Consider the following 14406-nt stretch of genomic DNA (forward strand, 5'->3'; position numbering starts at 1 on the left):
ACGCCAGATCGCATTGGCGCCGGTGACGGTGTTGCGCCACAACAGATCGGACTTGCCGTCGCCATCGAAGTCGCCCACGCCGCCCAACACCCACTGCATGTCGGCCTGCGTGGTGACGATCAAACGCGTGCCGGCGCTGGCCGAATACCACACCTGCTGCGCACCGGTACTCGCGTTGCGCCAGAACAGGTCGGACTTGCYGTCGCCATCGAAGTCGCCCACGCCCGCGACCTTCCAGGCCTGGTCGGTCAAGGTCGGCACCGCGATGCGCGTGTTCGTGTTGCCGGCGCGCCAGATGGTGTTGGCACCCGTGCTCGTGTTGCGCCACACCAGGTCCGACTTGCCATCGGCGTCGAAGTCGCCCTGCCCCACGAGTTTCCATTCGCTCGGGTTGGTCGCGATGGCCTGCGTCGTCGTGTTCACCGCGCCCAGCCACATCGCGTTGGTGCCCGTGCTTGCACGCCACACCAGGTCCGACTTCGCATCGCCGTTGAAATCGTTGGGCGTGATGCGCGGCAACGGTGCGCGCAACACGCGGCCATTCTGGGTCGAAACGTAAAGGAAGCGGCCCTTGATCGACAGGCCGAGTGCGCAGTTCGGAAATCCGCCGAGGGTCTGGATCTTGCCCGTCGGCGCGACACGACGCACCGCGCATTCGGACGTCAGGTACAGGCCACTGGAATGCACCGCCATGCCGTTGACGACGCCAAGCTTCGCGTCGAGCGCAGGACCGCCTTCGCCCGTGAAGCCACCCAGCCACGGCACGTCGAGCGGAGCGCCGGCGAAGCGCCGGATGATGCCGTCGGTCCCGACCTTGCGGATCACGCTCACGGCTTCGTAGATGAAGACGTTGCCGTCGGTGTCGACGGCCACGTGCTCCGGATAGAACAGGCTGGAACTGGTTGCGGCGATGCCGTCGACCTCCGGATCGGTCCTGCCGTTTCCGGCGATCGTCGTCGCCATGCCCGCGGGATCGACCTTGCGGACACGCACGCCGTTGTAGTCGGCGATGTAGAGATTGTTGGAGGCATCGGTGGCGATGCCGCGCGCGTCGAGGTAAAGGGTCGTCGCCGGGGCGTTGTCGCTGGTCCGGTCCGCGCCGCCGCCAGCGAAGAGCGAGGTGACACCGTTCTTGATCGCCCAGACCTTGCGGGCGGCGACGAAGACCTGGCCCGTCGTGGACGTGGCAACCCCCGTCGGCTGCATGATGCCGTCCGTGAAGTTGTAAAGCTTCCCCGCCGAGAGCCTGCGGATGCGATTCTCCCTGGTTTCCGAGGCGTAGACGTTGCCGGTTGCGTCGACCGCCAGCGCATTGATCACCGTCATCGTCCCCGACAACGCCGGCGTTCCATCCGCCTGTGCGAGCAGCACGCCCGCGGCCGTCGAGGTCAAGCCGCTGGCGCCGCTGATCTTCGTCACGCGCGCGTTGGTGCCGTCGGCGAAGTACAGGTCCCCATTCGCCGTGGGCGCGATGCCGTCGATGAAGCCGAAGACCGCGCCGGCCGCCGGCGTGCCGTCCGGCGAGCGCCCGCAGTCGTCGGTGCCCATGATCGTGGTCGTTGTGCCTGCGATCCGGTACACCTTGCACATGTCGGCGACGTACACCGTACCGTTGGCGTCCACCTCGACGTCGTCGGGAAACATCAGGCCGTCGCGGTAGAGCGTGATCGTGCCCGTCGACGACACGCGACGCACCACGTGATTGCCGGAATCGGCGATATAGAGATTGCCGGCTGCGTCGAAGGCGATGCCCGACGGGCCATTGAGTTGCGCGGCCTTCGCCGGCCCATTGTCGCCGTCGGCGCCGCGGACGCCCGTGCCTGCATACGTACTGATCACGCCGCCCGGCGTGACCTTCCGGATGACGTGCGCCGTTCCGTCGGACACGAACAGATTGCCCGCCGCATCGATCGCCAGTGCGCCGGGAAACAGAATGCCGGCATTGATCGCCTGCCCGCCGTCGCCGCTGCTGACGTAGGCGCCGTTGCCGGCGACCGTGGTGATCGTGCCGTTGGTCGCGATGCGACGCACGCGACGATTGCCGACGTCGCCGAAGAACAGGTTGCCCGCTGCATCGAACACCAATCCCTGGGGACGGCTGATGAGCGCCTTGTTCGCCGGCCCGCCGTCACCGGCGAATCCCGTGTTGCCACCCGCCACGGTGCTGATGACGCCCGCGGGCGTGATCTTGCGAATGCGGTTTTCCTCGTATTGCGCCACGTACAGGTTGCCGCTCTTGTCGAACACGACGTCGGCGGCACCGTACAGGTTCGCGGCGGTCGCCTGCCCGCCGTCTCCGCTCCATCCACCCGCGAGCAGCTGGAACGGCATTTGCTGCGCATTGGCGGCTGCCGATCCGAGCGCGCACAGCGCCGCGAACAACACCATGCGGCTGCGATTGCGCAGGCGCGTTGTTTCAGACTTCGTCACGCACTTCTCCTGGAATGATCGAATTTCATTTCCGCGCCTTCCCGGCGCGGAACGTTGTTTACGGTTGCGCTTCGTACGGCTGCGCGCTCCAACCGATGCCCACCGCCGGCAGCGCCATCTGCGTTGCGTTGTTCGCGTTCTTCCACAACGTGTTCGCACCGTTGGTGCCGTTGCGCCAGAGGATGTCGGCCAGGCCGTCATTGTCGTAATCGCCGACCGCGGCGACCTTCCACTGCAGGTTGCTCACGCCCACGACCGCTTGCTGCGTCGCGTTGTTGGCCGACTTCCAGATCGTGTTGGCGCCCGTGGTCGTGTCGCGCCAGAGGACGTCGGAGGCGCCGTCGCCGTTGAAATCGGCGATCGCGACGATCTTCCACGCCTGGTTGGTCACGCCGACGATCGGCCACTTGGTCTGCGAGTTCGCGCTGCGCCAGATCGAATTGGCGCCGGTGACGGTGTTGCGCCACAACAGGTCGGACTTGCCGTCGCCGTCGAAATCACCGATGCCGACGAACAGCCACTGCATGTCGGCGAGCGGATTCACGATCAGGCGCGTCGCGAAGTTGCCCGAATACCACACCTGCTGCGCGCCGGTGCTCGAGTTGCGCCAGAACAAATCGGACTTGCCGTCGCCATCGAAATCGCCCACGCCCGCGATCTTCCACGCTTGGTCGGTGAGCGAAACCACGGCGATGCGCGTGTTGGTGTTGCCCGCGCGCCAGATCGTGTTGGCGCCCGTACTCGTGTTGCGCCACACCAGATCGGACTTGCCGTCGCCGTCGAAATCGCCCTGCCCCGCGAGCTTCCATTCGCTCGGGTTGGCCGCGACCGCCTGCGTCGTCGTGTTCACCGCGCCCAACCACATCACGTTCGCGCCGGTGCTCGCGCGCCAGACCAGGTCGGACTTGCTGTCGCCGTTGAAATCGTTCGGCGTGATGCGCGGCAGTTGCGCGCGCAGGATGCGGCCGCTGTCGGTGGAGACGTACAGGAAGCGTCCCTTCACCGCCAGGCCGAGCGCGCAGTTCGGAAAGGCCGTCAGAGTTTCGATCCTGCCGTTCGGCTTGACGCGGCGCAGCGCGCACTCCGAAGTGAGATACACACCGCTGGAATGCGCGGCCAGGCCGGTGACGCCGTAGAGCTGCGCGTTGGTTGCGAAGTTGCCTTCGCCATGGAATCCGCCCGATGCGTTCGGGTCCTGGCCCGAAAACACCGCACCGCCCGCGAACTGATGGATGATGCCGTCGGTGCCGAGCTTGCGGATGGTGTCGGTGGCTTCTTCGTAGAAGTACACGTTGCCCGCGGTGTCGACGGACACGTAGGTCGGGCTGGCGACGGCGGCACCGACCGCCCCGCCACCCTCGCCGACAGCGTTCGAACCATTGCCGGCGATGGTGCGGACGATGCCCGCGCGATCGACCTTGCGGATCCGGAGCCCCGCGTAGTCGGCGATATAGAGATTGTCGGCAGCGTCGGTGGCGATGCCGCGCGGCGAAATGGCGATGCTGGTCGCGGCGACGCCTTCGCCCGTGCCCGAGCCACCGCCCGCGAAGACGCGCAGGGTGCCGTTCTTCACGGCGTAAACCCGCTTCAGCGAACGGTCCGCGACGTAGAGGTCGCCTGCGGCCGTCGTCGCGACGCCGGAGAGATTCGGGAGGAAGAACGACAGCGCGTTGCAGGGCGCGGCGCACGTGCTGGACGCTTCGAAGGCGATGCCGGCGACGTTGTAAAGCTTGCCCGCCGACAGGCGACGCACCTTGTGGGCGGCGAATCGTTCGGCGAAGAAGATGTTGTTGCCGTTGTCGACCGCGAGCGCGTTGGCGATCGAGAGCGTGCCCGACAAACCCGCCGTGCCGTCGGCCTGCGCCATCGGCGCGCCGGCGTACGTGGAAATCAGGCCGCTTACGCCCGAGATCTTCGCCACGCGCGCATAGTCGGAATCGGCGAAATAGATATCCCCGGCCGCGGTGGCCGCGATGCCATCGACGAACCCGAAGCCCGCGGTCGACGCCGGGGAACCATCGGGCGAACGCCCGCATTCGCCGTTGCCGTAAGACACCTGGGTCGCTCCGACGAACATGTACAACCGGCAGTCGTCGGAAACATAGACGGCGCCGCCGGCATCCACTTCGACATCGTCGGGAAAGCCCAGGCCGCTCTTGAACGTGGTGATGGTGCCCGTCGTCGAAACGCGCCGCACCGTGCCGCTGAAGCTGTCGGCGATGTAGAGGTTGCCACTCGCGTCCACGGCGACGCCGGAGGGATGCGACAACAGCGCCTGGTTCGCCGGCCCATTGTCGCCGGCATTTCCATCGGACCCGGTGCCGGCATACCGGCTGATGGTGCCCGCGGGCGTGACCTTGCGGACGACATGCGCCGACCCGTCGGCCACGAACAGATTGCCCGACGCATCGACGGTCACTGCGGTCGGATACACCAGACCGGCGTTGATGGCCTGGCCGCCATCGCCACTGCTGAAGTAGTAGCCGTTGCCGGCGACCGTGCTGATCGTGCCGTTGGTCGCGATGCGACGCACGCGGCGGTTGCCGGTATCGGCGAAATACAGGTTGCCCGATTTGTCGAACGCCAATCCCATGGGATGGTTGATGCGCGCCAGGCTCGCGGCCCCGCCATCGCCTGCGAACCCGACGTTGCCGCCGGCGACAGTCGTGATCACGCCCGCGGGCGTGATCTTGCGAATGCGGTTGTCCGAATACTGCGACACGTACAGGTTGCCGGCGGCATCGAACGCCACGTCCGCGGCGCCGTGCAGGTTCGCCGCCGTCGCCTGGCCACCGTCGCCCGTCCAACCGCCTGCGATCAGCGCGAAACTCGGTTGCGACTGCGCGATGGCCGTTCCAAGGCCCAGTGCAAACAGCGCGGTGAACCACGCCAGGCGGCCGCGATGACGCAGGCGCTTGTCTTGAGGCTTTGTCATGCGCGTTTCCCCGAAGTGACCAAAAACGTTCACGGCTGCGCCTCGTACGGCTGCGCGCTCCAGCCGATGCCCACCGCCGGCAGCGCCATCTGCGTTGCGCTGTTGCCGTTCTTCCAGATCGTGTTGGCGCCGTTGGTGCCGTTGCGCCACAGGATGTCGGACAGGCCGTTGTTGTCGTAATCGCCGACCGCGGCCACCTTCCACTGCAGGTTGCTCACGCCCACGACCGCTTGCTGCGTCGCATTGTTGGCCGACTTCCAGATCGTGTTCGCGCCGGTCGTGGTGTCGCGCCAGAGGATGTCGGAGGCGCCGTCGCCGTTGAAATCGGCGATCGCGACGATCTTCCACGCCTGGTTGGTCACGCCGACGATCGGCCACTTGGTCTGCGAGTTCGCGCTGCGCCAGATCGAATTGGCGCCGGTGACGGTGTTGCGCCACAACAGGTCGGACTTGCCGTCGCCGTCGAAGTCGCCGATGCCGACGAACAGCCACTGCATGTCGGCGAGCGGATTCACGATCAAACGGGTCGCGGAGTTGCCCGAGTACCACACCTGCTGCGCGCCGGTGCTCGAATTGCGCCAGAACAGATCCGACTTGCCGTCGCCGTCGAAATCGCCCACGCCGGCGATCTTCCAGGCCTGGTCTGTCAGCGTCGTGACCGTGATGCGCGTGTTCGTGTTGCCGGCGCGCCAGATCGTGTTGGCGCCGGTGCTCGTGTTGCGCCACACCAAATCGGACTTGCCGTCGCCGTCGAAATCGCCCTGCCCCGCGAGCTTCCATTCGCTCGGGTTGGCCGCGACCGCCTGCGTCGTCGTGTTCACCGCGCCCAACCACATCACGTTCGCGCCGGTGCTCGCCCGCCACACCAGGTCGGACTTGCTGTCGCCGTTGAAATCGTTCGGCGTGATGCGCGGCAGTTGCGCGCGCAGAACGCGGCCGCTGTTGCTGGAGACGTACAGGAAGCGACCCCTGGCCGCCAGGCCGAGCGCGCAGTTCGGGAAGGCCGAGAGTGTTTCGACAATGCCATTCGGCTTGATGCGGCGCACCCGACATTCGGAGGTGACGTACACGCCGCTGGAGTGCGCGACGAGCCCGGTCACGCTGCCCAGGTGTGCATCGAGGGCCGGGCCACCTTCACCCGAGAAGCCACCCGGCCAGGGCTGGAACGGCGGAGTATTGCTTTCGGGAAACCAAACCTTCGAAACGCCCGCGAAATGACGGAGGCTGCCGCCCGTGTCGACCTTGCGGATCGTACCGGTGCCTTCTTCGTAGAAATACACGTTGCCCGCAGTGTCGACCGACACGTGCATGGGATTGACGACGGGGGTGTTGACCGCCGTGGTGTCATCGCCGGACAAGGGCGTGTTCGAACCGTCGCCGGCAATGGTGCGGACCACGCCGGCGGGATCGACCTTGCGGATGCGCATGCCGATGTAATCGGCGATGTAGAGGTTGTCGGCCGCATCCGTCGCGATCGAACGCGGGTTGATCTTGACCGAGGTCGCGGGAAGGGGAGCGTCCAGGTTGTTGGACGCTCCACCGCCGGCGAATACCGAGACCGTTCCGTTCTTGACGGACAGCACGCGATTCAGGCCGCGATCGGCGATGAAGACATGGCCTGCCGCCGTGGCGGCGACGCCCGAGAGATTGGACAGGTAGAACGACAACGCGTTGCAGGGCGCAGCGCACGTGGTCTTCCACCCATCGGGGCCGTTGCCGGCCAGGTTGTACAGCTTGCCTGCCGACAGCTTCCGCACGGCGTGCCCGCTGTAACGCTCGGAGATGATGACGTTGCCGGCGTTGTCGACGGCCAGCGCGTTGATGGTCGACAAGGTGCCCGACAATGCCGCGGTGCCGTCCGCTTGCGCCATCGGGGCACCGGCATACGTCGAAATCAGGCCGCTCGCGGCCGTGATCTTCGCGATGCGCGTATTGTCCGCATCGGCGAAATAGATATCGCCGTTGGGCGTGACCGCGACCCCGTCGACGAACCCGAAGTCCGCTTGCGTCGCCAACGTGCCGTCCGGGGACCGCCCGCAATCGCCGCTGTTGCCGTACCGGATGCCCGTGGTTCCGACGAATCGGTACAGGTCGCAAGTGTCGCCGATGTAGACCGCGCCGTTCGCGTCCACTTCGACGTTGTCGGGATAGCCGAACGGGCTCATGAACGTCGTGATCGTGCCGGCGGTCGAGACGTATCGCACCACGCGGTTGCCGGTGTCGGCGATATACAGATTGCCGGCCGCGTCGGTGGCGACGCCGCTCGGGTTGGACAGTTGCGCTGCCTTGGCGGGGCCGTTGTCGCCCGCGTAACCGGCGACCCCGGTGCCCGCGTACGTACTGATGATGCCCGCCGGCGTGATCTTGCGCACGACATTGGCGAGCAGATCGGTCACGAACAGATTGCCCGACGCATCCACCGCTACCGAACCCGGCAACGCGAAACCGGCGTTGATCGCCTGCCCGCCGTCGCCGCTGCTGACGTAACTGCCGTTGCCCGCGACCGTGCTGATCGTGCCGTTGGTCGCGATGCGGCGCACGCGACGATTGCCCGCATCGGTGAAATAGAGGTTGCCCGCCGCGTCGAATGTCAGACTCTGGGGGCGGTCGATGAGCGCCTGGCTGGCAGGTCCGCCATCGCCGGCGAACCCCGTGTTGCCACCTGCCACGGTGGTGATGACGCCTGCGGGCGTGATCTTGCGGATCCGGTTGCCCGTGAACTGGGCGACGTAAAGATTGCCGGCCTTGTCGAACGCCACGTCGGCGGCACCGTGCAGGTTCGCCGCCGTCGCCTGGCCACCGTCGCCGGTCCAACCGCCTGCGATCAACGCGAAACTCGGTTGCGTTTGCGCGAGGGCAGCACTGCTCATTCCCAGCGCAGCCAACGCCGCGCACACCACCAGGCGCCCGCGATTGCGCAGGCGCTCTTGAGTCTCGGTCACGCGTTTCCCCTGTTTTCGGACTGCATCTTCCCCGACGCGGACTATAGCGGCCTCACGCGCCGGGAAACACGACACCGATCCTCACCCCGACAGCGCAAGAGGACATCAGCGGTGTGCGAGGCGCGCGCGTTCGAACCACCACAGTGCCCCGCTCGCCACCAGCCACGCCAACCACCAGGGCCAACGCGCGCCGGGATTGCGCGGCGCGTCGGCGATGTTCGCCGGCGTGGCTTGCGCATCGGCGGCAAGGCGCAACGTGGCTTCGCGCACGCGCTGTGCATGCAGTCCCGGCGCCTCGGTCGCCGCACGCACGTGGAAACGTTGCGTGCGACCTTGCGATGTCAAACGATGCCACCCCGTTTCACGGGGCCACCAGGCGGCGCAGGCGCGCGATTGCGTCGCCGGATCGATCGACAGGGCGGTCGGTGTTCCACCGGGTGATGCGACTGTCGCGCCTCGCGAAACGCCGCACAACGCGAGGCGTTCGCCCACGCGCGTTTCACCATCGATCGTGAAAGGCCGGTCGGGCTGCGCGCGCGCGAGTGTGGCCACCGCGTTGCTCCACAGTTCCGCATGCAGATCGTCGCGGCCGGCGAGCACCAGGCGATAGGTGTCGACAACGGGCCACACGGCGATGCGGCCACGGCCTTCCGCACGCCAGGTCGCAAGCGCTGCGTCATCCTGGCCATCGAGCAGCGCGATGCCGTCATTGGCCGCGATGCGCAACGCGCGTCGCGTCAGCGCAGGCGTCTCGGACACGGGTGTCGTGTTGCTGCGCGCCTGGTCGGGCGTTCCCGGACCGATGCGCGCACGCAGCGCTTCATCGTCGCGACGCGGTTCCGGCAATCGGATCTCCGTCGCATCGCGGCCTGCGTCGACGCTGAAGCCGAGTGCGCGCAAGCGGCGCTGCTCGGCTTCCGACAAGGGAGCCGTGACGCGCAGCAGCACACCGAGTCCGCCACGCAGCGCTTCGGCCAGGGCGGCGCGCTGCCCTTCGCCGAGGGTCGACCAGGCGCGCTCGTCCAGGATCACCAGGTCGAAGCCCTTCAACGTCGCCGCATTCAACGCAACCGGTGTGTCACCCAGTTCCGCCCCACCGCCCACCGACATCTGCGCCTGGAGTGCGAGGCCTGCGTCGTGCGCCCAGCGCCGCAGGTATTTGATTTCCGGGCCCGGCGCGCCGGCAAGCAGCAGCACGCGCGGTGCCTTCGGCGCTTCGACGTCCAGCGGTAGCGCGACGTCTTCGACGATGCGCTGCCCCGCATCGCGCAGACGCAGGCGGAAGACCGCGGCGCCGGGAACGCGTGTTGTCGCGCGCAGGGTGAAGCGCCCGTCTTCGTTCAACGCGACACGATCGACGCGCACGCCCGCGGGATCGCGCAGCTCCGCGCTGCCACCGCGCAGCGCGTGCGCGCGTCCGTGGAGGGCGAATGCACCGCCTGCAACGGCATGCGCGGGGGCTTCGAGTGCGATGAGCCCGCGGCCCGTTTCGTTCGGCACGAACGTGACGGCGTATCCGCGCGCCGCATCGCGATCGCGTGCTTCGAGCCCCGCGCCGAGGATGCGGAGGCGTTGCATGCCGGGATGACGACGCAGCGCGGTGGACAGATCCGGTGCGCGTTCGATGCCCGCGAGCGTCGGTGCTTCGGGCAAGGCGACGACGGCATCACCGCCCTGCCCCTTGCCGAGCGCGGACACTGGCGTGCGCGCGGTCGCCACCACGAGCGTGCCCGCCTCTCCCGGCGTGGTCGGCGGTAGCAGTGCGAAATACAGCAGCACCGCGCACACGGGTTGCGCAAGCACGAGCACGGCGACGCGCCAGGTTGCGGCGCGCGTTCCCGAAGTGCGCAGGTGCCGAACGATCAGCCGCATCATGGCGAAGACCGCGACGACCGCCAGCACACAACCGACCACGAGGGCCAGGTCGAACGCGTGCGTTCCGAGTGTCGACGCATTCACGGCGCGCGTTCCTCCCGCAATGCGTCGAGGTAGGCACGGGCCGCAGCATCGTCGCCCCCGCGTCGCGCCACGTTCGCAGCGGGCCTGCGCAGCAGCGGCCAAAGCAGCGCACGCAGCTCCCGGCGGCAGCGAACGCAATCCGGTTGCGCACGCAAGGCCTCGATGGCGGCGACGAACGCCAGGGGATCGGACAACTGCGATTGATGCGCGCCCAACCAGCGTTCCAGTGCGGCGAAGTCGACCGTCGAGGCCTGCGGGCCGTCATCCAACGCGCGCCAGAGGGACGCCAGTTCCGGATCCGGTGATGCGCCGGCAGCAAGCGCATCGCCGCGCGTGATCGCGCCACGGTCGCCGCCCATGCGGCGCGATTCGTCGATCGGCGGCAACTCGGTTCCCACGCGCGCCAGGTAGATGCGCGTGGCCTGCTGCACTTGCTTGATGAATCCGAGCGCGCGATACGCGTACGGCAAGGCCTCCTGCGGCGTGCCCTGCCGAAGGTGCAGTTCGGATTGCCACATCTGGTCGAGGGCCTTCTTGAGCGTCGCGCGCGTATCCGGATCCAGCAGCGTCGCGGCCTCGGGTTGATCGTGCGTGTGACCGAATTCTTCGACGACAGCGTTGTCCTGACCGAACGCGGGCGCCGCCGGCGCCGCATCATTCGTCGGCGGCGCCTGCGGTTCGCCTTCGGCTTCTTCGCCGAGGAACTGGCCGTAGCGCAGGCGCAGGATGCGTTGGTCCACGCCGATCTCGTCGCTGCGTTTGAGGAAGCGATCGTTGGCCAGCGTGCGCCTTTCCTTCAACAGCGCTTCGGCATCGATGATGATCTGGCGCTGGCTGCGGAAGTACGCGGGCAGCACTTTCTTGACCATGCCTTCGACACCCGTCGCTTCTGCGCCCAGGTCCGGCGGCCAGCGCAGGATGACGCTCGCGCTTCGCACGGTCTGCGCGCCGGGCGAACGGTTGTCGTCGACGCGCAGTTGCGCCACCAGGTCGTCGCCCTCGGCCAGGCCCAGCGCACCCAGATCCAATTGCCTTGCGTAGCGTTTCGCCGTGGCGGTGCCGGTTCCGCCGACACCGAGCTGTTGCTCCCGGAATTCGATGGCCTCGCCGCTGCCGTGGGCGACGGTGATGTGCAGGCGCGCGTTCGATGACACCCCGTAGTCGTCGGTGCCTTCGAACGCGAGCGACCAGGTGCGTTGACCGGTCTTCATCAGGGTCAATCCGCGATCCGGTGCGACGACGCGCAGTTCCGGCGGGCGATCGGCGATCGCATCGAGGCGATGGAGCGAGGTCTTCTGCAAGGGCGGCGCATCGTGCAGGACGATGCGATAGAGCGCGGAACGCGCGAGCAGGTCCGTGGCGCGCCAATCCTCGCCCTCGCGCGTGAGCGCAAGCTTGCGACCGTCGTGGAAGACCAGTTCTGCGCGCCGGGGTTGCGGCGCGAACCGCAGCGTCCATTGCAGGCGCGTGCCCTGCGGGGCCTTCGCATCGAGCGTGGTGGTTTCCCTTGCCGGCAAGCGCGTATACGCAGGCGGTGCAATGGCCAGCGCTTGCGCGACGATGCGCGTGTGCGTCGGCTTCGCGGTGGAAACGCCGATGTTCGCGAGGACATTGTCGAAGGTGACCGGTTGTCGTTCGGGCCACGCCAGGATCGCGGCGATGGCGAGCGACGCGAACACGACGCCGAATGCGATGGTGCGCGCGGACCAGCGCGGGCGCAGATCCGGCGCGGGCGCGGCGTCCAGTCGCGTCCCGAGGCGCGCGACCTGCAGGCGCTCGAGTGTCGTCAGCCTTTCGGCGTTTGCGAACAACAGATCGGTGCTGTCCTCCAGGTCCGGGCGCCGCGCGTCGAGCTCGCGGATCAACCACGCGGTGTCGAGGCGACGCATGCGATGACGCGCGAACAGGACAACCGCGGCAACCGCGAGCACGGCGACGAAGGCCGCCGCGATCGCGCCGCCAAGGCGCCAGGCCAACGCGATCGCCAGCGCGCTCCATGGCAGGCAGGCGAGCGCGACATCGACGCCGCGCCGCACGCGCGCGGCGTTCAACCATTCCTGCAGACGCGCCGCGACACTCATGGCGTCACYCCGCGACGAGGCCGCGTCGCCATCCACCGCTCGATGGCGAACACGAGCAGGACCAACAGCACCCACCACGGCGTCGCATCGCGCGGCGCAGGCGGAAATGCGGCGGCGCCGGTGATCGGCGAATGATCGGTGGCGGAAACGCGGGTCGGCATCGCCGGCATCGGATCGAGCGCCGCACGCAGCTGTTGCGGGAAATCCCCTTCGAGCAGCACGGGCATCCGTGCAGGCACGAGCGGCGTGGTGAAGCGCAGCACGCGGCCTCGTCCGAACGCCGCGCCTTCCATCAACACGGCGTCGGCGTCGTCGCGCCAGACGGGCACGAGGGGCGGCATGTCGGCGATCGTCGCCTGCGCATCGAGCAAGGCGGTGCCGCCTGTGCGTATCCATTCGATGAGCTCGACGGGAACCGCGCCGGGCACGAGCCAGGCCACGCGCGTGGATTTCGGGGTCAGCGGTTGGGCGGCATCCGCGACGTCGGGCGACGCGTGCCAGGCGATGTTCGCGGCGCGCAAGTAGCGCATGGCGTCTTTGCGTTCCGGTGCGTAGCGAATTTCAAGAGGCGTCGGGGGACTGACCCTCTCCCCAACCCCTTTCCCGGAGGGAGAGGGGCTTTCCATGACGCGCCAATCGACATGGCGGCTTAATTTCGGGATCTGTGCATCCACGCCATCGAGTTGCGCAGGCACCACCACCGTCAACGCGACATCCGACGGCAACGCCGCATCGAGTTCACGCAACACACTGGCGATCGATGCCTCCGATGTCGGCGGCGTCGACGACATCGCCGGAAACCCCGGCGCCAACCAATGCCACCGCGCATCCTTGGGCGCGGTCGTTTGCCTGGCGTGCGCCACATCGACCCCGGGCGCCACCGCCACATACGGCGCATGACTCGCCGCGCCGAACAACACCGGCTTCGCAAGCAACACACCCACCAAGGCCACGAGCAACACGCGCACGAGCAACAAGGGCCACTCGTCGAAGCGGATTCGATGCCGCGGCTTCGGCTTCTGCCGCAACCATCGCAACGCGGCGAACACCGTCGGCCGTTGTTCGCTGCGACGCGCGAGATGGATGACCAGCGGCAGCAGCACGGCCGCCAGCGCAGCGAGCCCGGCGGGCAGCAGGAACACCAGGTTCACGTGTACTCCGCGGCGTCGCGGGCGCCGAACAGGCGCCGCAGCGGCAGATCCAGCGGCTGGTCGAGCACGTAGTCGGCGTGCCGGATGCCCGCGGTGTCCAGGCGCGCCTGCAAGGCACGGCGCGCGGCCGCGAATCGCGCGAGGAACTCCGCCTGCATCGCCGGCCCATCGCCGAGCAACTCTTCGCCGGTTTCCGGATCACGGAAGCGATGCCCGCCGTCGAACGGAAAGTCGCGCTCCTCGGCCGTCAGGATCTGGATCGCGAGCACTTCGCGCCGCGCCGCCGCCATGCGCGTGGCGACATCGACCGCGCCTTCATCGAACAGATCGCTGAGCAACACGACCAGGTCGCCCGCACCGATGCGCTCCCACAAGGGCCGCAAACGGTCCGCGTCGGGCCAGCGACCATCGGCCGCAAGCCCGTGCAATTCGAGGAACAAGCGATCGCGTTGCCGCACCGACGACCCCGGCGGCACCACGCGCACGCCATCGCCGCGCAACACCGCCATGCCGAAACGATCGCCCTGTCGCAATGCGAGCTCCGCGACGCAGGCCGCGAGCCCCTTGGCCGCCGACAAGCGCGACCAGCCCGGCCGCGCGGCATCTTCCTGCGCCATCGATGCGGTCGCATCGACGAGCAACCACACCGCCAGTGGACTTTCGCGCTCGGCTTCGCGCACGAAGAAGCGATCCGAGCGGGCGTAGAGTTTCCAATCGACCTGGCGCAACTCGTCGCCGGGTTCGTACGCACGATATTGCGCGAACTCCAGCCCGGCGCCACGGCTGCGACTGTGATGCAAGCCGACACCCTGCAAGCCCACCGCGCGGCGCGAGACCAGGCGCAAGTCCTTCAACCGCGCGCGCACCTGCGGCGGAATCAGTTCGGCGATCGTCGGGCCTGCACGCAC

7 protein-coding genes are annotated in these 14406 nt (G+C 67.8%); all 7 read right to left on the minus strand.

Annotated elements, in window-relative coordinates; genetic code table 11:
* Positions 1–2430 (minus strand): FG-GAP-like repeat-containing protein (locus AC1DOM_RS15310; RefSeq protein WP_498964830.1); only part of this gene is annotated, 2430 nt, incomplete at its 3' end.
* Positions 2431–2488: 58 nt separating this feature from the next.
* The gene (locus tag AC1DOM_RS15315) at positions 2489–5365 is read right to left on the minus strand and encodes an NHL domain-containing protein (protein ID WP_498964832.1); all 2877 of its coding nucleotides are present in this window, start codon (positions 5363–5365) and stop codon (positions 2489–2491) included.
* Positions 5366–5394: 29 nt separating this feature from the next.
* Entirely contained in the window at positions 5395–8307 is a 2913-nt protein-coding gene (locus tag AC1DOM_RS15320) for an FG-GAP-like repeat-containing protein (RefSeq protein WP_498964834.1), read from the minus strand.
* Between the two features lie 105 nt (positions 8308–8412).
* On the minus strand, positions 8413–10266 hold the full coding sequence (locus tag AC1DOM_RS15325; protein ID WP_498964836.1) for a carboxypeptidase regulatory-like domain-containing protein: 1854 nt from the start codon (positions 10264–10266) through the stop codon (positions 8413–8415).
* Entirely contained in the window at positions 10263–12347 is a 2085-nt protein-coding gene (locus AC1DOM_RS15330; RefSeq protein WP_498964838.1) for a hypothetical protein, read from the minus strand. Before AC1DOM_RS15330 ends, AC1DOM_RS15325 begins: the two co-directional genes overlap by 4 nt.
* A complete protein-coding gene (locus AC1DOM_RS15335) occupies positions 12344–13498 on the minus strand; it encodes a BatA domain-containing protein (RefSeq protein ID WP_498964840.1) in 1155 nt (384 codons plus the stop codon). The genes AC1DOM_RS15330 and AC1DOM_RS15335 overlap by 4 nt, the downstream gene beginning before the upstream one ends.
* Positions 13495–14406, minus strand: coding sequence for a DUF58 domain-containing protein (locus AC1DOM_RS15340; protein WP_498964842.1), 912 nt, complete (start codon positions 14404–14406; stop codon positions 13495–13497). The genes AC1DOM_RS15335 and AC1DOM_RS15340 overlap by 4 nt, the downstream gene beginning before the upstream one ends.

The sequence above is a fragment of the Lysobacter sp. P5_B12 genome (assembly GCF_056400425.1).